A 20,589-nucleotide genomic window follows, 5' to 3' on the forward strand; every position below is an offset into this window, starting at 1 on the left:
AATACCTTAAAAAACCGGTACCACGTTTGCTTTGTCTATATTATCCAGCAGCAAACGATAGGGTTTGCCATCGACTTCCATAACGAGCATGTCAGCGTCAATCGCCTGCAACATGCCTTTGAATTTTCTTCTGTTATCTTGCGCAATTGTCAGTTTTACTTCAATTTGCTGACCTACTGCCTGTATAAAATGTGCTTCGGTAAACAGCGGACGGGATAAACCCGGCGAAGATACTTCAAGGGTGTATTCGTTAGGGATCGGATCTTCTACATCTAATATCGCGCTCACTTCACGGCTGACCAAAGCACAATTCTCGACCGTAATACCATCACTGTGATCAATATATAGCCGCAATGTCGTGTGGCGGCCAGCACGCAGCAGCTCAATACCCCATAAATCAAAACCGGCAGCAGTTACTGTCGGGTTCAACAACTCAACCAGTTGTTGTTCTTGTTTAGTCAAAAAGACCTCCGAATACACCAATAAAAAATGGGCATAGCGCCCATTACTGCATAAAACTGACACGCCAGATACGAAAACGCCCCGAACAAGCGGGGCGAAGTAACATCCGAACAACACCCATATCGCCAATGAAGTATTGTTGAAAAGTTGGTTGCGGGAGCCGGATTTGAACCGACGACCTTCGGGTTATGAGCCCGACGAGCTACCAGACTGCTCCATCCCGCGTCCGTGTAATGGCGCGTATTATATAGCGCCTTGCCTGTTATCGCAAGCCTTGCATCACAAAGCTATTGATTTAGTTGGTGCCGAGAGCGGGACTTGAACCCGCACGTCCGAAGACACTACCCCCTCAAGATAGCGTGTCTACCAATTTCACCACCTCGGCTTAAATAAGAGGTTAACCTACCGGGATATCGCTGTTATCTTCTTTCTTCACAGGTGCCTGTTCAACGGCTGGAGCAGATAAATCCCATTCATCGACCGGTGCACTTTGCTTCGCAGTATAATTACCTAATACGATGCTTAATACAAAAAATAATGTTGCCAGCACCGTCGTGGTTTTCGTTAAGAAATTGCCGGTACCTGATGAACCGAACACGGTAGAAGAAGCACCTGCACCAAAGGCAGCACCCATGTCAGCGCCTTTACCATGCTGAATTAATACCAGGCCAATTAACGCCATAGCTACCAATAAATAAACTACAATTATTATCTCGTACATGCTTAGTCCTTTGCACTTTGGCAAATTTGCAAAAATTCTGCTGGTTTCAAGCTGGCACCGCCAACCAATGCACCATCAATATCGGCCTGTGTAAACAGTGCCTGGCAATTTGCCGCGTTTACACTGCCGCCATATAATATTCTTACCTTTGCCGCAGCTTCACTATTGTACCCGGTCAGCTGGCGACGGATAAACGCATGCGTTTCCTGCGCCTGTTCCGGTGATGCCGATTCACCCGTACCAATAGCCCACACTGGCTCGTAAGCAATTACTGATTTCGCCAGTAATTCGGGGTGCGAAGCATACACCGCCGCTAATTGTTTCGCAATAACCTGCTCAGTATTTTCTTGCTGGCGTTCCGCTAATGTTTCACCGATACAAAGCACTGGCGTTAAACCGGCAGCAATTGCCTGCTGTATTTTTGCACAAACCAGCTGGTCGGTTTCAGCATGATACTGGCGGCGCTCAGAATGACCAACTAAAACGAAACTGGCTCCAGCCTCGTTAATCAGGCTGCCACTGAGTTCGCCGGTATAAGCCCCTTCAGCATGCTCACTAATATCCTGAGCACCTAAAGAATAATGCTCGCTAACCGGAAAATACGCCAGCAAGGTTGCCGGCGGACAGATCAAGACATCAACCTCTGAATTTAAGGTCGTTAACTGCTGCGAAACAGTTTCAACCAGTGCTCTGGAACCATTCATCTTCCAGTTGGCAGCGATTAGTTTTTTTGCAGACATAACGTTATTTCCTGATGTAATACGCCGGGATACTAACCAAGCACGCCGCTAAGAACAAGTAATAACCACCAAACAACAGACTAACTGCGGTTAAAACAGTCAACGCGCCAGGGCATGTTGACGTTCAGCTTGCCAGTTTGACCGCCGCCGCTATTTGCTCCGCATATTCACGCACCAGCGTAGCATCTTCACCTTCAACCATTACCCGGATAAGAGGTTCAGTACCTGATTTACGGATCAACACCCGGCCTTTACCTGCCAGCAAGCTCTCCACTTCGGCTATTTTCTGAATAACATGCTGCTTTTCAAGCGGTGCGGTGCCTTTTTCAAATTTAACGTTGACCAGTACCTGCGGCAATTTATGCATACCATCGCTCAATTGCGCCAGGCTTTCACCGGTTACCAGCATGGCATTGAGCACCTGTAACGACGCGATAATACCATCACCGGTACAGGCATAATCTAAATTAAGCACATGGCCGGAGTTTTCACCACCAATCCGCCAGTTCTTCTCTCGAAGCAGCTCCATAACGTAACGATCACCCACTGCACTTCGCACAAACGGAATATCCAGTTCCGCCAGCGCCAGCTCCAGACCCAGGTTACTCATCAGGGTACCGACCACACCGCCTTGTAAGGTTTTTTCGCGTTGCGCGCAGCGGGCAATAATGTAGACAATTTCGTCACCATCCAGCACCCGACCTTGCTGATCCACCATCATCACGCGGTCGCCGTCACCATCGTAGGCAATACCTAAATCGGCTTGTTGCTCAAGCACTGTTTGCTGTAATAAATCGGTATGGGTTGCGCCACACTTATCATTAATATTTAAGCCATCTGGTTTGCAGCCTATAGCGATAACTTCTGCGCCCAGTTCTTTAAATACTGCCGGTGCAATATGGTAAGTGGCACCATGAGCACAATCGATAACAATTTTCAGGCCTTTCAATGATAAATGGTTTTTAAGATGGCTTTTGCAAAACTCGATATAGCGTCCTGCCGCATCGTCAATGCGCATTGCCCGTCCCAGCTTTTCAGAGGGTTCACATACCATGGGCTGTTCCAGCTCATGCTCAATGGCCAGCTCTACCTCATCGGGCAATTTGGTTCCATCCGCAGAGAAAAATTTAATGCCGTTATCATAATAAGGATTGTGCGAGGCACTGATCACAATACCAGCCTCAGCCCGGAATGTCCGGGTTAGGTAAGCTACTGCCGGTGTCGGCATAGGGCCAAGTAGACGAACATCAACCCCAGCAGCGATCAGACCGGCTTCAAGCGCAGTTTCCAGTAAATAGCCAGAGATCCGGGTATCCTTGCCAATCAGCACTTTTCGGGTACCACGTGCAGATAAAACCCGGCCAGCGGCCCAACCCAGTTTCATCGCAAATTCCGGCGTGATTGGAAACTCACCCACCCGGCCACGTACACCATCGGTACCAAAATATTTTCTGCTCATGCTTCTACTCCATAGCGTACCGCAGTGGCTACCTGCACTGCCTGTACCGTTTCTTTCACGTCATGCACCCGGATTATCCGGGCACCTTGTAATGCAGCAATTGTGGCACAGGCCAGACTGCCTGCCAAACGCTGTTCAACCGGCACCTTTAATAAATTGCCAATCATTGATTTTCTTGACATACCTGCCAGCACCGGATAACCCAAGCCGCACAGTTGCGCTATTGCGGCCAGTAACTGATAGTTATCGCTCAGATTTTTACCAAAGCCAAAGCCCGGATCCAGTATAATCTGCTCTTTTGCAATACCGGCAAACTGACAATCCAGAGTCCGACGCTGCAAAAATTTAATCACGTCTGCCACTACATCGTCATACTGTGGCTGCTGCTGCATGGTGCGGGGCTCGCCCAGCATATGCATCAGACATACTGGTACCTTTAATTCTGCAGCGCACTGCAATGCGCCTTCGCCTTGCAATGCCTGCACGTCATTAATCATATCGGCACCAGCCTTAACCGCCGCTGACATAACTTTAGCTTTGCTGGTATCAATCGATATCACACAGTCAAAGCGTTGCCGTATAGCTTCAATTACTGGCAGCACCCGATCCAGTTCTTGCTGTAAGGGCACGGCACTGGCGCCAGGGCGGGTTGACTCACCACCCAGGTCAATAATCGTCGCGCCATCAGTTAACATTTGTTCAGCCTGACGCAGTGCTGCTTCGGGCGCAAAATGCTGACCACCGTCTGAAAACGAATCGGGCGTAATATTTAAAATACCCATAACCACCGGGCGGCTTAAATCTAACTGACGTTGGCGGGGAAGTTTTAGCAGCATAGTGACACCCTTAAACCCTGATACTTTGAAAACGGACTCTGAAATAAACAAACCCCGGCATGCCGGGGTTTGGAGTATAAACAGACTTTACGGGAAGTGCATGCAGTTACTATATAGTTTCAGCACACAGGCTTACCCTCAAACCTTAATGCAGATTGCCTTCAGACGGTTTATCGGTTGCTACCGGTCCGTCGCTCTCGGCTTTCGCTTTGCCTGACGAATCGTCGTCACTATTGCCCTTATCACGCGGCTCCCAGTTTTCAGGCTGGCGTACTTCACGGCGCTCCATCAAGTCGTCAATCTGTTTGGCATCTATGGTTTCATATTTCATTAATGCGTCTTTCATCGCATGTAATATGTCCATATTCTCTTCAATTAACTCTTTCGCCCGCACATAGTTGCGGTCTATAAACACCCGTATTTCAGCGTCTATTGCTTTAACAGTGTCTTCTGACATATGCTTATTTTTGCTAACCGAGCGACCTAAAAAGACTTCGCCCTCTTCTTCAGCGTACAGCAAAGGACCCAGCGTTTCAGAGAAACCCCATTGCGTCACCATTTTACGAGCCAGGTCAGTAGCTCGCTCAATGTCATTAGAAGCACCAGTTGTCACCAACTCAAAACCATAAATCACTTCTTCTGCGATCCGGCCACCGAATAGCGAGCTAATCATGCTCTCCAGGTGACGCTTACTGTGGCTTACCCGATCCCGCTCTGGCAAATACATGGTTACACCCAATGCCCGACCGCGAGGAATAATACTCACTTTGTAAACCGGGTCATGATCTGGCACCAACCGACCAACAATGGCATGGCCTGCTTCATGATACGCGGTTGCTTCTTTTTCTTTTTCCGTCATCACCATTGACCGGCGCTCGGCACCCATCATGATTTTATCTTTGGCTTTCTCAAATTCGTCCATCGACACAACCCGACAACTGCTGCGCGCTGCAAACAATGCCGCTTCGTTAACCAGATTGGCTAAATCGGCGCCTGAGAAACCCGGCGTACCACGGGCAATCACTGAGGCATCAACCCCATCGGCTAATGGCACTTTACGCATGTGGACTTTTAAAATCTGTTCGCGGCCTTTTACATCTGGTAAGCCTACGACAACCTGGCGGTCAAACCTGCCCGGGCGCAATAATGCAGGGTCAAGCACATCTGGCCGGTTGGTCGCAGCAATCACAATAATACCTTCATTACCGTCAAAGCCATCCATTTCAACCAGCATCTGGTTTAACGTTTGCTCACGCTCATCGTGACCACCGCCCAACCCTGCGCCACGCTGGCGGCCAACCGCATCAATTTCATCAATGAAAATAATACATGGCGCTGCCTTTTTAGCCTGCTCGAACATGTCACGTACCCGGGAGGCACCAACACCTACAAACATTTCGACGAAATCAGAACCCGAAATAGTGAAAAACGGTACTTTCGCTTCACCGGCAATGGCTTTAGCCAGCAAGGTTTTACCGGTACCCGGTGGGCCTACCATCAGTACGCCTTTCGGAATTTTACCCCCAAGCTTTTGAAAGCGAGACGGGTCGCGCAGGTAATCTACCAGCTCGGAAACCTCTTCTTTGGCTTCATCACAGCCGGCAACATCAGCAAAAGTGGTTTTTATCTGATCTTCACCCATCAGGCGCGCTTTGCTCTTACCAAACGACATGGCACCTTTGCCACCGCCGCCTTGCATCTGGCGCATAAAGAAAATCCAGACGCCAATGAGCAACAACATCGGGAACCAGGAAATGAAAATAGTAGCTAACCAGCTGCTCTCTTCAGGTTTAGCTCCAATTACCCGAACGTCATGGTCTAATAAATCTTTCATTAAACCAGGATCATTTACCGGCAATACCGTCTCAAACCGCTCGCCACTGCTACGCAAACCGGTGATGACACCGCTGCGTTCAATTTTGACCTCACGGATCTGCCCCTGATTTACGTCTTTAATAAACTGGGTGTAACTGGTTTGTCTGTCTGCATTCTCACTGGGGCCAAAGCTGTTAAACACCGACATCAGTACTACTGCGATAACCAACCAGACAATCAGATTTTTTGCCATGTCGCTCAAGGTTATAACCTCATCTTCGCTTAAAAAAAATTTACCGGCTACTTTACTAGAGTTTGAAGCCGGTCGCCACGATATATGTTTCCCGAGACCTGGCGCGGGAAGAATCGGGCTTGCGTATTTTCACGGTGTTAAATAACGCCCTGATATCCTTTAAAAAGGCTTCAAAGCCATCACCCTGAAACACTTTGACCACAAAACTGCCATTTTGCTTCAGAGTTTTTTGACACATATCTAAAGCAAGCTCTACCAGATACATAGAGCGGGCCTGATCAGTTGTATCATTACCACTCATATTTGGTGCCATATCAGATAGTACCACATCTACGGTTTTACCGCCGATCCGGCTCAGTAATGCCTCTAAAACAGCTTCCTCCCGAAAGTCGCCTTGCAGAAAAGCCACGCCGGCCAGCGGATCCATCGGCAAAATATCACACGCTATTACCGTGCCACTCTGGCCAACGACTCCCACTACATACTGCGACCAGCTGCCCGGCGCTGAGCCTAAATCAACCACGGTCATGCCCGGTTTCATCAGCTTGTCCTGCTGCTGAATTTCTTCTAACTTAAAAGAAGCCCGCGACCGTAAGCCCAGCTTCTGTGCTTTTTGCACAAAATGATCATCAAAATGCTCTTTTAACCATCGGGTTGAACTGGCAGAGCGCTTTTTCTTGGTCATAGTACCACTCTTAAATAGTGTTATGCCTGAGATGGCGCTACAATAGGCAAAAATCAAGCTTGAATCCGGATATTCTACCCATATGAGTTTAACCAATAAACAAAAACAATTTTTAAAAGCAAAAGCGCATGAGCTTAAACCCGTAATTTTACTCGGTGGCAATGGCCTGACAGAGGGCGTGGTCGCTGAGATTGAAGTCGCGCTGAGTTTTCATGAATTAATTAAAATTAAAGTGCCTACTGAAGATCGCGAACAAAAAGTATTGATCATGGATGCAATTATCCGTGAAACCAAAGCTGAAAAAGTGCAGGTGATTGGTAAAACGCTGGTACTGTATCGCCAGAGCGAAGCGAAAAAAATTCAGTTACCACGTAACTGATTTATCCGGCCAGATAGCCCGCTGTCTGCAGCGCGATGCGGGCAGCTTTATCGTCTTTTGCAACCTGACTGATCAAATTTGCCGGCCGGTTGTCCACTTCTGTCGCTTTCTCAAACTGCCACATCACCACTGCATTGTCAGCATAAATGATTTCAACGTGCATTAGATTATGGTCAAAGCACCAATGGGTATTGTCTTTTAAAATGCCGAAAACCGCTGCCGGGCTAAGTTGCCAGTGCCGGATATCCAGCACGATTGCCCAGGGCTGAGCGATCAGATCCTGCACCAGTGTGCGAAGCTCCAGCACATAATCTTTTGCTGTGCTTTCATTCCAGATGCCATCAGCCCTTACCCATAAAACCCGTTGTTCAAGAGCAAGACTGAACGCTTTTTTATTTTTCATTGATTACTCCCGTTGCAGCCTGGTTACTGTACCCTATACGCTGTGAATCTAAACTCTGACCTGTAGGTAAATTGTAAATATTTATTAATAGATAGCCCACAGAGGCTGCCAGCAGCAATTAACCAAATTAAAAACCCGATAAGCCACTAAGATTATGAAATTAAGAGATTACCAGCTACAGGCCGTTGCCACAGCTATCGGCCACTTCAAACAAAGTAATCAGTCTGCAGTTATGGTGCTTCCTACCGGCGCCGGCAAAAGCCTGGTGTTAGCAGAACTGGCCAGAGTAGCGAAAGGCCGGGTACTTATTCTTACTCATGTCAAAGAACTGGTTGCTCAGAACGCCGAAAAAGTAGGGTTATTAAGCCAGCCTGGTAGTATTTTCGCTGCGGGGCTAAACCAGAAAGACAGCCGTGCTAAAACGGTGATTGCCAGCGTACAATCTGCTGCCCGTAATTTGTCACAATTCGAGCAGGCATTTTCCTTACTGATTATTGACGAGTGCCACCGGGTTAGTCTCAATGCCGACAGTCAGTATCAATTGCTATTTAGCCAGTTGCGCCGGCAAAATTCAGAGCTGAAAATTCTCGGCCTAACCGCCACCCCTTACCGGTTGGGTACTGGCTGGATCTACCAGAGTCACTATCATGGTCGGGTTGGCAATACCGAAAATGCCAGTTTCGAACGTTGTATTTTCGAACTGCCGTTAAGACCGTTAATTAACAAAGGCTACTTAGCAAAACCGATATTACTCGATGGCTTAGCCGCTCAGTATGACTTTAGTGCCCTGCAGCCATTAAGCAGTATGGACTACAGTGAACAGGAAATTGAATCGGTGCTGGGCAAAATGGGCCGGGCCACCAAGCTAATTGCTGGCCAGCTGGTTCAGCTGGCTGCCAGTAAACAGGGCGTTATTGTTTTCGCTGCCACAGTGCGTCACGCCAATGAAGTACTGAACCTTCTATTGCAGCATGGGCAAAGCGCGGCGCTGTTAATTGCCACAACCCCTGAAAAAGAACGAGATCAACTGATCGCGGCTTTTAAAGCAAAACAATTGAAGTTTCTGGTGAATGTGGCGGTACTGACCACTGGCTTTGATGCGCCTCATGTCGATTTAATCGCTATTTTACGCCCCACCGCCTCGGTCAGTTTGTTTCAGCAAATGGTCGGCAGGGGTCTGCGCAGCGCGCCAGATAAAAGCCAGTGCCTGATCATTGATTATGCAGCCAACGGTTATGACTTGTTTTATCCGGAAGTAGGCAGCCCCCGCCCCAACAGCAAATCTGTGCCAGTACAGGTACCCTGCCCGGAGTGTGGTTTTGCCAATATTTTCTGGGGACTTACAGATAACGATGGCGATATTATCGAGCACTATGGCAGACGCTGTCAGGGTTTGCTTGCACCCGAAACAAACACAGCAGCCACCCAGTGCAGCTATCGGTTTCGAGCCAGAATATGCCCAGACTGCGGTGGCGAGAATGATATTGCAGCACGGGTTTGTCACGCCTGCCAATCGCAACTCATTGATCCGGATAAACGCTTAAAAGAAGTGCTTAGCAAGCAACACCATCATTTATTTCGCTGCCAGCAAATGCAGCTTATTGACCATAACGGTGATTTAAAAGTGCATTATCAGGACAGTGATGGCAATCCGTTTTACCGCTATTTTAAAATGCAAACAGCACCGCAGCGCCGGGCCTTATATGCCTTGTTTATTAAACCGCATAGCCGAGCACCGGGTTTTGCTCAAAAAAAATATCAAACTGCCAGCGAGCTGGTAGCTGATCAGCACAAGTTTCGCATGCCTCAACTGATCCTGTTAAAAAAGCAGCCCAAAGGCTGGCAACATCTCGACAGTTTTTTTGATTACAGCGGCCGCTACCAGAATTCTGAAACATACTCAGGCAGCTTTTCTGATTAAGACTAACCCTGTCGATATCACTACTACTAAATTGATTTATTAAAACAGGTACAGGGGTGGGTAAACGTTATACCCGCTATCTGAGTTGACTATCTTTACTACCCCGTCGGTTCATACCACCTGCTGTCGTACGGTTTTTTTCAACCGCTTCCTGACAGGCAATACAAAGACGCACTCCCGGAACTGCTTTGCGGCGCTGTTCAGGAATACGCCTGTCGCATTCATCACAATAAACCGCGCTGTCACCTACCGTTAATTTACTTCGGACCTGTTGTACTGCATCGTCGACACTTGCATCAATTTGCTCCTGCACCGCGCCATCCCGCGACCATCCTCCTGCCATAGTAGTCTCCGTTTTATCATTAATAACTGCGTTAATAGCGGCGTTGATTAAATCATCAAGCCATTACTTACGACAACACTCAGCACTAAGGGTTGCACTCGCCCCGGCCGCAGTAACACAAAGTCTGTTAACCGGGTGCAGCAGAGCAGTTGTCTTAAAAAGTAAGCAGAGCAGCCTGTTGACGAAATAGCCGGGCATGCAGTAATTTAGCGCAGTGCTGCTGGCGGGTGTAGTTCAATGGCAGAATGAAAGCTTCCCAAGCTTTAGACACGGGTTCGATTCCCGCCACCCGCTCCAGATTTTCCTGCCCGAAAAATATTTAAATATTTTTGTCACAGCAGCAACTGCTGCCGGTACTTAGTAATGTCACTCACAACTTACTAAGGTCGAAACATGAATAAGCACACTAAAAAGCAAGCAACCAACACGACTAAAACAAAAACCGGCTTCTGGACCCACTGTGCCATTGCCCTAACCATTGTTAGTGGCATGTTGGCTGCTAATTTTAGTGCTAAAGCAGCTGAAAGCTTTAGTGTTGAGGTTATCGGTAGCGGTAAACCGGTGATTTTGATCCCAGGGTTAATGTCAGATGCCAGAGTATGGCGACCCACTGCCGAAGCTCTGGCGGGCGATTACCAGCTGCATTTAATCAGTATTGCTGGCTTTGCCGGCACACCGGCTATTGATGGCGAACTGCTGCCCACAGTAAAGCAACAATTGCTGCAGTACATTACCCAAAACAAACTACAACAACCGGCAATAGTCGGTCACAGCCTGGGCGCATTTATGGCGTTTAGCCTGGCCAGTTCAGCACCTGCAAGTATTGGTAATGTTGTCGCGGTAGATGGCTTACCGTATCTGGCGCCGGTATTTACCCGTAGTAACGACACTACCGTGGCCATGATGCAGGGCCAGGCGAGTTATTTACGCCAGCAATACCAGCAGATGACAAATGCGCAGTTAACCGCAATGACTGCACAAGGGCTGTTTATCCAGGCCACGAGTGCGGTTCACCAGCAACAGGTGCTGGATATGGCAACTGCTTCCGATGCCAGAGCGGCAGGTCAGGCGATTTATGAGCTACTGACCACGGACTTGCGCCCTGAAGTGCACAAAATTCAAAGCAAGGTACTGTTAATCGGTGCCAGTGGTGCCATGTCAAATGACGCTGACCGCGCTGCAGCAAAAGCCCTTTATCAGCAGCAAGTTGCTACTATTGCTAACGCCCATGTTGAGTTTAATGCCAACTCAAGGCATTTTATTATGCTCGACCAGCCAGAATGGCTAACCGCCCGCATCGCACAGGCCCTAAAAGAATAAGTTGCAGGACGAATTAACATGAGTATCTCAATGATTGAACAACAACTTATTCCGGACGTCACTGCCGCTAAGCAAGGTGATACCGGTGCCTTTGAGCGGTTGGTTGCACGCTGCCAGCGCAGTGTCAGCAGTATTGCCCTGGCTATCGTCAAAGATTTAGATGCCAGTGAAGACATTGCCCAGCAAGTGTTTATTCATATTTGGCAGCAGCTGAATACCTTGCAAAATCCGGCCAGTTTTTTGCCTTGGGTACGGCAGATCACCCGCTATAGCGCCTTCAACTACCTGCGGGATAACAAGGTGAGTATTACCCAGAGTTTCGATGACGCGGAACAGGCTATGGCAGAATTTGCCAGCGAGTCTGAACCGGACCACGACTTAGCTAAACACCAGCAAAACCATATTATGGCAGACTTTATCAGCCAGTTACCCGCCGATAGCAGGGAAATCGTGCTGCTGTTTTACCGTGAAGAACAAAACAGCCAGCAAGTCGCCGAGCTACTGGGTTTAAGCGAAAGCAATGTCCGTAAAAAGCTGCAGCGGGTGCGTGAACTGTTAAAAGATCAGATCCTGGCGAAGTACGGAAAAATGATTTTAAGCACCGCTCCCGGGCTTGGCCTTACTACGGCCATATGCAGCGCCCTGACGTTAACCAGCCCGCCGGTAGCGGCTGCATCGGCCAGTGCTCTGGCGGCCAATAGCAGTGGTCTGGTAAAATTCGGCTGGCTATTAGGCGGCGCAATGTTGGGTGCTCTCGGAGGCGTGTTAGGGGTAATTCTCGGTATGAAACAACCACTGAAACGAGCGGAAACGCTGCAAGAGCGCCAGCGACTGCTAAAATACCGAAACATCAGTATCGGTTGGCTATTACTTAGCGGTATCCTGCTGGCAATGGCCTATCAGTTTACTGCTGGAGCAGTAGCACCCGTATTAGCCTTCAGCCTGTTTATGGCCGGACTGGGCTACCTGCAATATAGTGTTTGGCAGACAATTAAGCCTCGTTTGCAACAAAAAATGCTGCACGACCCACAAGCTAAAATCGCATATAAACGCAACCTGTTCTGGTGCTGGTTTGGTATGGCGGGTGGCAGTATAGCAGGCTTTGGTGGCTTAATTATTGGGCTGATAAGTAGTGGCCGCTGGTTTTGGGGCTAATAAAAAACGCCAGGACAAGCCTGGCGTTTTTTATTTCGTTTGACGCTATGCTATCAAATATATTTAACGTCTGTTATCTCAAACTCAACCGCGCCTTTTGGAGTGGTAATGTTTGCTACATCATCGGTGGTTTTGCCAATTAAACCGCGGGCGATGGGTGAGTTAACAGAAATTAAATTGTTTTTAATGTCTGCCTCGTCATCGCCAACGATCCGATAGGTCATTTCTTCTTCGGTATCCAGGTTTAAAATAGATACCGTCGCGCCAAAAATCACTTTGCCATTGTTAGGCATTTTACTGATATCGATAATTTGGGCGTTGGATAATTTACCCTCAATATCCTGAATACGGCCTTCGCAAAATCCTTGCTGCTCACGCGCCGCATGATATTCAGCATTTTCCTTTAAATCACCATGGGCACGGGCTTCAGCAATAGCCTGAATAATAGCCGGCCGTTTTACCGATTTAAGCTCATGCAGTTCAACCCGCAATGCTTCTGCGCCCTGAATTGTCATCGGGATTTGACTCATCCGTTCACTCTCTTATGTAATTCCTGAATAGAATTGACGTTATTAAAAGCACTGGCTGTATTTGCCTTACACGTCGCAAATGCAGCGTTAAGCGTTGTAGTATAGTTGGCTTTATGCTGCAGTGCACCACGGCGTAAAACTTTAGAGTCTTCAATAGCCTGACGCCCTTCGGTGGTGTTAACAATATAACTGTATTCGCCGTTTTTAATCCGGTCCAGAATATGCGGCCGGCCTTCGTATACCTTATTTACTGTACGACACGGCACACCTGCTGCAGCCAATGCTTTGGCAGTGCCGCCAGTGGCGTCAAGCTCAAAACCAATTTCTACCATGCGTTTGGCTAACTCAACAACGCGCACTTTATCGCTGTCGCGTACCGAAAGCAAGGCACGGCCGCCGGTTGGGATCAAAGTACCCGAACCCAGCTCACCTTTGGCAAAAGCCTCTTCAAACGTGTCGCCAATGCCCATGACTTCACCGGTAGAACGCATCTCAGGGCCAAGAATAGGGTCAACACCCGGGAATTTATTAAACGGGATAACCACTTCTTTCACCGAAAAATACGGCGGAATAATTTCTTTGGTAATACCTTGTGATGCCAGGGACTGCCCCGCCATGCAGCGGGCACCGACTTTGGCAACCGCTACGCCGGTGGCTTTAGAAACAAAAGGCACGGTACGGGCCGCACGCGGATTCACTTCGATTAAGTAAACTTCGTTATCTTTTACCGCAAACTGAGTATTCATTAAGCCCACTACACCGAGCTCCATCGCCAGTTTTTTAACCTGATCGCGCATTACATCCTGAATGGCAGGGCTTAAACTGTGCGGCGGTAATGAACAGGCAGAGTCACCTGAGTGCACGCCGGCTTGCTCAATGTGCTCCATAATGCCGCCAATAATGACTTCGGTGCCATCACAAATGGCATCGATATCCACTTCGATGGCATCATCCAGGAAGTTATCCAGCAGTACCGGCGAATCGTTTGACACACTAACGGCTTCGGTCATGTAACGGCGTAAATCCTGATCGTCATAGACGATTTCCATGGCCCGGCCACCCAGCACGTATGAAGGGCGAACGACCATCGGAAAGCCGATTTCATGGGCGCGCGACAATGCTTCTTCTACACTGGTTACCGTAGCATTTTGCGGCTGCTTTAAGCCTAAGCGCTCAACGGCTTGCTGAAAACGCTCGCGATCTTCAGCGCGGTCAATCGCATCGGGAGACGTGCCAATAATTGGCACTCCGTTCGCTTCTAACGCCCGGGCTAATTTTAGCGGCGTCTGGCCACCGTATTGGACGATAACGCCTTTGGGCTGTTCTATCCGCACGATTTCCAGCACATCTTCTAAGGTGATCGGCTCAAAGTACAAACGGTCAGAGGTATCGTAATCGGTAGAGACTGTCTCCGGGTTACAGTTAACCATAATGGTTTCATAACCGTCTTCACGTAGCGCCAGAGCAGCATGCACACAGCAATAATCAAATTCGATACCCTGACCAATCCGGTTCGGGCCGCCGCCAATAATCATGATTTTGTCACGGTTAGTTGGCGCCGCTTCACACTCTTCATCGTACGTGCTGTACATGTAAGCGGTATCTGACGCAAACTCTGCCGCGCAGGTATCCACCCGCTTATACACCGGGTGCAACTTATAACCGTGACGCTTTTTGCGTACTTCGTTTTCACTGACCCCCAACACGGCCGCGATGCGACTGTCGGCGAAACCCTTGCGCTTCAGTCGTTTTAAGCGTGCTTCGTCCAGCGCGGCAAAACCATCTGTCGCCAGCGCCTGCTCTTCTTTCACTAAATCTTCAATTTGTACCAGGAACCAGCGGTCGATATTGGTCAGGCTGAAAATTTCATCCATGCTCATGCCAAAACGGAAGGCATCGGCAATGTACCAAATACGGTGCGAGCCAGGCTCACGCAGTTCACGGGTGAGTTTTTCTTTCGCTTCCGGCTGAGTCAGGTCAATAATCGGATCCAAGCCGGAGACACCAATTTCCAGACCACGTAATGCTTTTTGCAACGACTCTTGCTGATTACGGCCAATGGCCATCACTTCGCCCACCGATTTCATCTGGGTGGTTAAGCGATCGTTGGCACCGGCGAACTTTTCAAAGTTAAAGCGTGGCACCTTAGTGACAACGTAATCGATACTTGGCTCGAATGAAGCCGGAGTGCGACCACCGGTAATGTCATTGGCCAGTTCGTCCAGGGTATAGCCGACTGCCAGCTTGGCCGCTACTTTGGCAATCGGGAAACCGGTTGCTTTAGAGGCTAAGGCTGAGGAGCGTGACACCCGCGGGTTCATCTCAATGATCACCATGCGGCCATCTACCGGGTTAATGCCAAACTGCACGTTTGAGCCGCCGGTTTCCACCCCAATTTCACGTAATACTGCCAGCGATGCATTACGCATAATCTGGTATTCTTTATCGGTCAGCGTTTGCGCTGGTGCTACGGTGATGGAGTCACCGGTATGCACGCCCATCGGGTCAAAGTTTTCAATGGCACAGACGATAATGCAGTTATCATTTTTATCACGTACCACCTCCATTTCGTATTCTTTCCAGCCAATTAACGACTCATCAATGAGCAGCTCTTTGGTCGGCGATAAATCAAGGCCACGGGTACAGACTTCTTCAAATTCTTCGCGGTTATAAGCAATACCGCCGCCCGAGCCACCCATAGTAAAAGACGGCCGGATAATACAGGGGAAACCAATATCATCCAGTACCTGATAAGCTTCTTCCATTGAATGGGCAAAGCCGGCCCGCGGGCAGGCCAGGCCAATGGAGCGCATGGCTTTATCGAAGCGGCTACGGTCTTCTGCTTTGTCGATAGCATCCGCAGTCGCACCAATCATTTCCACGTTATATTTGGCCAGCACACCGTGTCGCTCTAAGTCCAGCGCACAGTTAAGTGCAGTCTGGCCACCCATGGTGGGCAATACCGCACAAGGACGTTCTTTCTCAATAATTTTTTCCACTACCTGCCAATGAATGGGTTCAATGTAAGTAGCGTCGGCCATTTCAGGATCGGTCATAATGGTCGCCGGGTTCGAGTTCACCAGGATTACCCGGTAACCCTCTTCGCGCAGCGCTTTACAGGCCTGGGCGCCTGAGTAGTCAAATTCGCAGGCCTGGCCAATAACGATAGGGCCGGCGCCAATAATCAGAATGCTTTTTATGTCGGTACGTTTTGGCATGGGGTCGCTCTCTCCGTAATTCGTGTTTGCTTAGGCTTTATGCTGTTGCATCAGCGTAATAAAGTGGTCGAACAGCTCAGAGGCTTCATGCGGGCCGGGACTGGCTTCAGGGTGGCCCTGAAAACTAAATGCCGGCTTATCAGTGCGATGAATACCTTGCAGTGAACCATCAAACAGCGATTTATGGGTAACACGTAAATTAGCAGGTAACGTGGCTTCGTCTACCGCAAAACCGTGGTTTTGGGCAGTAATCAGCACCTTTTTACTATCAACATTTTGCACCGGGTGGTTGGCACCATGGTGACCAAACTTCATTTTCGAGGTTTTGGCACCGCTGGCCAGCGCCAGTAATTGATGGCCTAAACAAATACCAAACATCGGAATATCGGTTTCTAAAAATTGTTTAATCGCAGCAATGGCATAGTCACACGGTGCCGGGTCGCCAGGACCATTTGACAGAAAAATACCATCGGGCTTCAGGGCCAACACATCACTGGCCGGGGTTTGGGCTGGCACTACGGTCAGCTTACAGCCACGGTCAGCCAGCATGCGCAGAATATTACGCTTAACGCCATAATCATAAGCAACAACATGAAATTGCTCAGTGGCGCCCGCGCGATGGCCCTCACCTAAAGCCCAGCTGCCTTCAGTCCACTGATATTGCTGTTTTACGCTTACTTCCTTGGCTAAATCCATTCCGGCCAGGCCGGCAAAGCCTTTAGCAAGTTGCAGTGCTTTGGCCTGGTCAAGGTTGTCTCCGGCCAGAATACAGCCGTTCTGGGCACCTTTTTCGCGCAAAATGCGGGTTAACTTACGGGTGTCGATATCGGCAATGCCAAGAATGTTGTGCTTTGAAAGGTATTGACTAAGAGAGAGTTGATTACGAAAGTTACTGGCTAACAGCGGAAGATCACGGATAATCAGGCCTTTGGCCCAAACCTGGCCGGATTCTTCGTCTTCACTATTGGTACCGGTGTTGCCAATATGTGGGTAAGTGAGTGTTACTATCTGCTCTGCGTATGAGGGATCAGTTAATATTTCCTGATACCCGGTCATCGAGGTGTTAAACACCACCTCACCTACAGAAACTCCTTCAGCGCCAATGGCTGTACCGTGAAATACGGTGCCGTCTTCCAGTACGAGCAGGGCGGACTTAGTCAAAATAACCTCCAAACAGCAAAAAACGGGCGAAAACTAACTGTGTTTTACAACCCGTTTTGACCCAAAATTCTAAACCTCGTATTCGACCGGGCGAGTGACCGGGCAAACCTGCTTATTTTAGGCGATATGCGTGCTTTTGGCTATGGCTATTTTGCATTTTCACAAAAATACCTACTTTAACGCGTTTTTATGTTCAGTTGCTCAAAAGCTTATGTTAAGTCAGCCAATCCCAGCACCTGCTGCATAGAATAAAGTCCTGGCTGTTTATTTTGCAACCACAGAGCAGCACGCAGCGCGCCTTGAGCAAAGGTGTTACGGCTAGATGCTTTGTGGCTTATTTCCAGTCTTTCGCCTAAATCTGCGAATAGCGCCGTATGATCGCCAATAATATCGCCGCCCCGCACCGTGGCAAAACCAATAGTGTGCTGCGCCCGTTCACCCGTTATGCCCTCGCGGCCATATACTGCCACCTCACTTAAATCACGGCCAAGTGTTTTGGCAATGCTGGCGCCAATGGCCATGGCGGTGCCTGAAGGGGCGTCTTTTTTATAACGGTGGTGCGCTTCTATAATCTCAATATCGGCAGTTTGCCCCATAACCCGGGCTGCCGTTTGCACCAAATGCAGCAACAGGTTAACGCCGACACTCATATTGGGTGCCCAGACTATCGGAATATGGGCACTGGCTTGCTGCATCGCGGCATATTGCTCATCGCTCAGACCGGTTACCCCAATCACCAGGGCCTTTTGGGCTGCAACTGCCAGCTTAAGATGCGCGAGCATGGCTTCTGGCATGGTGAAATCGACCCAGATATCTGCCTGGTTAATACTGGTCTCGCTAGTCTCGCTAAGCGCCAGCCCCAGCTTGCCACATCCGGCCAGCTCGCCGGCATCAACGCCAACTAACGCCGAACCGGCACGAACCGTGGCTGCAGTTAAATGTAGCTGCTGCTCATTGGCAACAGTGGTAAGTGCACGCCCCATGCGGCCGTTAGCACCGAAAATTCCGATAGCAGGCATAATCTGACTCTGAATAAATAATAATGGCCGCTATTAAAACAAAAGTAACGAACACTAGAAAGGAAAATAGCCATTGAGATGGCTATTTATAAATATTAAATACTACCTAGTTGGTTCGGGTCCGAACACCTGCCGGGCTCGCCACAGCAACTCGCTACCGCTTGCGCGTTCCCTCAGACACTCTGTGTCGCCCCGTCAGGCATTAGCACCCTCTCTTATCCAAGATTGTTATACAGCCTTTTGCAATATCTGCCGAGACACATCCAGAGAGATATCTCCATGCTCGCCCAGCTTCAGCATGCCATTGGCTTCCAGTTTAACCACCAGCTTATCTACCGCATCGGCGGCAATGCCATAGTCGGCCAGGCGAGTTGGCACGCCCATGTGTTCAAAGAAAGCGCGGGTGTGCGTAATGGTATCGTCAATTAAGCGCTCTTCATCCTGATGATTTAACTGCCATACCCGCCGCCCAAATTGCAGCAGTTTCTGACGTTTCTGGCTGCGCTGCTGCTGCATCAGGGCGGGTAACACAATAGCCAGAGTCTGGGCGTGGTCTAAACCATAGCTCGCGGTAATTTCGTGGCCTATCATATGCGTTGCCCAGTCTTGCGGCACGCCCTGACCTATTAAACCGTTCAGCGCCATGCTGGCCGCCCACATGATATTAGCCCGCACATCGTAATCATCTGGCTGACTGAGCGCCTTGGGGCCTTGTTCAATAAGCGTTTGCAGCAAGCCTTCGGCAAAGCGATCCTGCACCGGGGCATTTACCGGATAGGTTAAATACTGCTCTATGACATGCACGAAAGCATCGACAACGCCGTTGGCGACTTGCCGGGGTGGCAATGAAAAGGTAAAGCTTGGGTCAAGCACCGCAAATTGCGGATAAACCAACGGGCTGGAAAACGCCAGTTTTTGCTGGGTTTCGTAGCGGGTAACCACCGAGTTGCCGTTGCTTTCGGTGCCGGTAGCTGGCAACGTCAGTACACAGCCAAGTGCTACGGCTCCCTCTACCTTACCGCCGTTGGCCAATATATCCCAGGCATCGCCCGGGTATACCGCAGCAGCGGCGACAAACTTTGCGCCGTCGATAACGCTACCACCACCTACCGGCAGCAGAAAATCAATTTTCTGCTCACGTACTAAGTCTGAAGCTTTCATCAGGGTTTCAAAACTGGGGTTGGGCTCAATGCCACTGAATTCCTGCCAGTCAAAGCCATCAAGCGCTGCTACAACCTGGTCATAAACGCCGTTATGTTTAACAGAGCCGCCACCGTACAACAACAATACTTTGCTGCCTGCAGGAATAAGCTTAGCAAGCTGCTTCAGCTGATCTTTACCAAAGATAATTCGGGTGGGGTTTTGATAGGAAAAATTAAGCATGTATCACTCCAAAGTTCTGGCGCTGGCCAGTTATAATAAAGCGAATTGTGGCCAACCCAGAGCAATTTCAAGTAGCCTGACGGCAATTGCGACAGATGGGCTCAGGGGCAAGGCGAACACGACAACCTTGCTATAACGCTTGACGCCAACAATACTGCTACAGATAAGTACATCATCAAGTGTGAAAGGTTAAGATGCTGACAAAACACTACAGTGCCCTGCTCTGCCTGCTTTTACTGTACGCCTGTTCGAAACCAGACCATCAACTGTCGTTGCAATATGCGACGGTGTTAACCGAGCCCCGACCGCTAGCCCATTTTCAACTGCAGGATCAGCACGGTAATGCGTTTAGTAACACCGATTTAGAAGGTAGCTGGACCATATTGTTTTCCGGATTTACGTATTGCCCGGATATCTGCCCTTTAACACTCGGGCAGCTGCTGGCTGCCGAACAACAAATGACAGGCAGCAGGCAGCATAAAATTGTTTTTATTACGGTTGATCCCGAGCGCGATACCCCGGCCAGCCTGAAGCAGTATCTGGGTTTATTTCAGCCCCAATGGATTGGTCTGACGGGTAAACCTGAAAACCTCAGTAAGTTACTGGACAGTATGGGGTTGGCGCAAGTTCGTATTCCGTCACTTCCTGGGGAAAACTATAGCATTGAACACTCTACTGCCATCGTACTGCTTAATCCTCAGGGCAAGATGGCGGGGTACTGGAAAGCCCCGTTAGACACCGCACAGCTGGCAGCAGACTTCTCGTTGCTGCCAGCTACTAATTAAC

19 protein-coding genes and 3 tRNA genes are annotated in these 20,589 nt (G+C 49.2%); 6 read left to right on the forward strand and 16 right to left on the reverse strand.

Annotated features, from left to right (window positions below; genetic code table 11):
- Positions 1-6: 6 nt before the first annotated feature.
- The 9 genes from rimP to rlmE all read right to left on the reverse strand — a co-directional run bounded on the left by rimP (position 7) and on the right by rlmE (position 6,971).
- Positions 7-462 (reverse strand): ribosome maturation factor RimP, encoded by a 456-nt coding sequence (gene rimP, locus B2X65_RS12705; protein WP_290613044.1) that lies wholly within the window; start codon positions 460-462, stop codon positions 7-9.
- A gap of 148 nt (positions 463-610) precedes the next feature.
- Positions 611-687: transfer RNA gene (locus tag B2X65_RS12710), tRNA-Met, on the reverse strand.
- 75 nt (positions 688-762) lie between these two features.
- Positions 763-847 (reverse strand) — tRNA-Leu (locus B2X65_RS12715).
- A 12-nt stretch (positions 848-859) separates the two neighbouring features.
- Positions 860-1,183, reverse strand: coding sequence for a preprotein translocase subunit SecG (secG, locus tag B2X65_RS12720; protein WP_290613046.1), 324 nt, complete (start codon positions 1,181-1,183; stop codon positions 860-862).
- 2 nt (positions 1,184-1,185) lie between these two features.
- Positions 1,186-1,923 (reverse strand): triose-phosphate isomerase, encoded by a 738-nt coding sequence (gene tpiA, locus B2X65_RS12725; protein ID WP_290613048.1) that lies wholly within the window; start codon positions 1,921-1,923, stop codon positions 1,186-1,188.
- Between the two features lie 124 nt (positions 1,924-2,047).
- Complete coding sequence (gene glmM, locus B2X65_RS12730; RefSeq protein WP_290613050.1) at positions 2,048-3,382, reverse strand: phosphoglucosamine mutase; 1,335 nt, start codon at positions 3,380-3,382, stop codon at positions 2,048-2,050.
- Positions 3,379-4,218 carry a dihydropteroate synthase gene (folP, locus tag B2X65_RS12735; RefSeq protein ID WP_290613051.1) on the reverse strand — a complete coding sequence of 280 codons (840 nt, stop codon included), beginning with the start codon at positions 4,216-4,218 and terminating at the stop codon, positions 3,379-3,381. Before folP ends, glmM begins: the two co-directional genes overlap by 4 nt.
- Positions 4,219-4,363: 145 nt before the next feature.
- Entirely contained in the window at positions 4,364-6,286 is a 1,923-nt protein-coding gene (ftsH, locus tag B2X65_RS12740) for an ATP-dependent zinc metalloprotease FtsH (RefSeq protein ID WP_290613053.1), read from the reverse strand.
- Positions 6,287-6,341: 55 nt separating this feature from the next.
- Positions 6,342-6,971, reverse strand: a complete 630-nt coding sequence (gene rlmE, locus B2X65_RS12745; RefSeq protein ID WP_290613055.1) for a 23S rRNA (uridine(2552)-2'-O)-methyltransferase RlmE — start codon at positions 6,969-6,971, stop codon at positions 6,342-6,344.
- An 82-nt stretch (positions 6,972-7,053) separates the two neighbouring features.
- Between rlmE and yhbY the strand changes: the two genes are divergently transcribed.
- Positions 7,054-7,350, forward strand: a complete 297-nt coding sequence (yhbY, locus tag B2X65_RS12750; protein WP_290613057.1) for a ribosome assembly RNA-binding protein YhbY — start codon at positions 7,054-7,056, stop codon at positions 7,348-7,350.
- Position 7,351: 1 nt separating this feature from the next.
- On the opposite strand, the gene B2X65_RS12755 is transcribed toward yhbY, so the two are convergent.
- Entirely contained in the window at positions 7,352-7,753 is a 402-nt protein-coding gene (locus B2X65_RS12755; RefSeq protein ID WP_290613059.1) for a hypothetical protein, read from the reverse strand.
- Between the two features lie 154 nt (positions 7,754-7,907).
- On the opposite strand from B2X65_RS12755, the gene B2X65_RS12760 reads away from it, so the two are divergent.
- Entirely contained in the window at positions 7,908-9,674 is a 1,767-nt protein-coding gene (locus tag B2X65_RS12760; RefSeq protein ID WP_290613061.1) for a DEAD/DEAH box helicase, read from the forward strand.
- 76 nt (positions 9,675-9,750) lie between these two features.
- Here the strand turns inward: B2X65_RS12760 and B2X65_RS12765 are convergent, their stop codons facing one another.
- The gene (locus tag B2X65_RS12765) at positions 9,751-10,017 is read right to left on the reverse strand and encodes a DksA/TraR family C4-type zinc finger protein (RefSeq protein ID WP_290613063.1); all 267 of its coding nucleotides are present in this window, start codon (positions 10,015-10,017) and stop codon (positions 9,751-9,753) included.
- Between the two features lie 223 nt (positions 10,018-10,240).
- On the opposite strand from B2X65_RS12765, the gene B2X65_RS12770 reads away from it, so the two are divergent.
- The 3 genes from B2X65_RS12770 to B2X65_RS12780 all read left to right on the forward strand — a co-directional run bounded on the left by B2X65_RS12770 (position 10,241) and on the right by B2X65_RS12780 (position 12,492).
- Positions 10,241-10,314, forward strand: a tRNA-Gly gene (locus tag B2X65_RS12770).
- Positions 10,315-10,410: 96 nt separating this feature from the next.
- Positions 10,411-11,337, forward strand: a complete 927-nt coding sequence (locus tag B2X65_RS12775) for an alpha/beta fold hydrolase (RefSeq protein ID WP_290613067.1) — start codon at positions 10,411-10,413, stop codon at positions 11,335-11,337.
- Positions 11,338-11,355: 18 nt separating this feature from the next.
- Positions 11,356-12,492 (forward strand): RNA polymerase sigma factor, encoded by a 1,137-nt coding sequence (locus B2X65_RS12780; protein WP_290613070.1) that lies wholly within the window; start codon positions 11,356-11,358, stop codon positions 12,490-12,492.
- Between the two features lie 53 nt (positions 12,493-12,545).
- Here the strand turns inward: B2X65_RS12780 and greA are convergent, their stop codons facing one another.
- The 5 genes from greA to B2X65_RS12805 form a co-directional block, all read right to left on the reverse strand.
- A complete protein-coding gene (gene greA, locus B2X65_RS12785; RefSeq protein ID WP_290613072.1) occupies positions 12,546-13,022 on the reverse strand; it encodes a transcription elongation factor GreA in 477 nt (158 codons plus the stop codon).
- The gene (gene carB, locus B2X65_RS12790; protein ID WP_290613074.1) at positions 13,019-16,240 is read right to left on the reverse strand and encodes a carbamoyl-phosphate synthase large subunit; all 3,222 of its coding nucleotides are present in this window, start codon (positions 16,238-16,240) and stop codon (positions 13,019-13,021) included. Before carB ends, greA begins: the two co-directional genes overlap by 4 nt.
- A gap of 30 nt (positions 16,241-16,270) precedes the next feature.
- Positions 16,271-17,401, reverse strand: a complete 1,131-nt coding sequence (gene carA, locus B2X65_RS12795) for a glutamine-hydrolyzing carbamoyl-phosphate synthase small subunit (RefSeq protein WP_290613076.1) — start codon at positions 17,399-17,401, stop codon at positions 16,271-16,273.
- 209 nt (positions 17,402-17,610) lie between these two features.
- Entirely contained in the window at positions 17,611-18,420 is an 810-nt protein-coding gene (gene dapB / locus B2X65_RS12800) for a 4-hydroxy-tetrahydrodipicolinate reductase (protein ID WP_290613078.1), read from the reverse strand.
- A gap of 228 nt (positions 18,421-18,648) precedes the next feature.
- Positions 18,649-19,803, reverse strand: a complete 1,155-nt coding sequence (locus B2X65_RS12805) for an iron-containing alcohol dehydrogenase (protein WP_290613080.1) — start codon at positions 19,801-19,803, stop codon at positions 18,649-18,651.
- A 194-nt stretch (positions 19,804-19,997) separates the two neighbouring features.
- On the opposite strand from B2X65_RS12805, the gene B2X65_RS12810 reads away from it, so the two are divergent.
- Entirely contained in the window at positions 19,998-20,588 is a 591-nt protein-coding gene (locus B2X65_RS12810) for an SCO family protein (protein WP_290613082.1), read from the forward strand.
- Position 20,589 lies beyond the last annotated feature (1 nt).

It is taken from the genome of Arsukibacterium sp. UBA3155 (genome assembly GCA_002364615.1).
Lineage (GTDB): Bacteria > Pseudomonadota > Gammaproteobacteria > Enterobacterales > Alteromonadaceae > Alishewanella.

Coding starts and splice junctions, on each gene's coding strand:
- B2X65_RS12775 (WP_290613067.1), top strand. CDS start 10,411: ATGAATAAGCACACTAAAAAGCAAGCAACCAACACGACTAAAACAAAA.
- B2X65_RS12755 (WP_290613059.1), bottom strand. CDS start 7,753: ATGAAAAATAAAAAAGCGTTCAGTCTTGCTCTTGAACAACGGGTTTTA.
- carB (WP_290613074.1), bottom strand. CDS start 16,240: ATGCCAAAACGTACCGACATAAAAAGCATTCTGATTATTGGCGCCGGC.
- B2X65_RS12810 (WP_290613082.1), top strand. CDS start 19,998: ATGCTGACAAAACACTACAGTGCCCTGCTCTGCCTGCTTTTACTGTAC.
- yhbY (WP_290613057.1), top strand. CDS start 7,054: ATGAGTTTAACCAATAAACAAAAACAATTTTTAAAAGCAAAAGCGCAT.
- glmM (WP_290613050.1), bottom strand. CDS start 3,382: ATGAGCAGAAAATATTTTGGTACCGATGGTGTACGTGGCCGGGTGGGT.
- tpiA (WP_290613048.1), bottom strand. CDS start 1,923: ATGTCTGCAAAAAAACTAATCGCTGCCAACTGGAAGATGAATGGTTCC.
- rlmE (WP_290613055.1), bottom strand. CDS start 6,971: ATGACCAAGAAAAAGCGCTCTGCCAGTTCAACCCGATGGTTAAAAGAG.
- secG (WP_290613046.1), bottom strand. CDS start 1,183: ATGTACGAGATAATAATTGTAGTTTATTTATTGGTAGCTATGGCGTTA.
- B2X65_RS12805 (WP_290613080.1), bottom strand. CDS start 19,803: ATGCTTAATTTTTCCTATCAAAACCCCACCCGAATTATCTTTGGTAAA.
- B2X65_RS12760 (WP_290613061.1), top strand. CDS start 7,908: ATGAAATTAAGAGATTACCAGCTACAGGCCGTTGCCACAGCTATCGGC.
- ftsH (WP_290613053.1), bottom strand. CDS start 6,286: ATGGCAAAAAATCTGATTGTCTGGTTGGTTATCGCAGTAGTACTGATG.
- B2X65_RS12765 (WP_290613063.1), bottom strand. CDS start 10,017: ATGGCAGGAGGATGGTCGCGGGATGGCGCGGTGCAGGAGCAAATTGAT.
- B2X65_RS12780 (WP_290613070.1), top strand. CDS start 11,356: ATGAGTATCTCAATGATTGAACAACAACTTATTCCGGACGTCACTGCC.
- greA (WP_290613072.1), bottom strand. CDS start 13,022: ATGAGTCAAATCCCGATGACAATTCAGGGCGCAGAAGCATTGCGGGTT.
- dapB (WP_290613078.1), bottom strand. CDS start 18,420: ATGCCTGCTATCGGAATTTTCGGTGCTAACGGCCGCATGGGGCGTGCA.
- folP (WP_290613051.1), bottom strand. CDS start 4,218: ATGCTGCTAAAACTTCCCCGCCAACGTCAGTTAGATTTAAGCCGCCCG.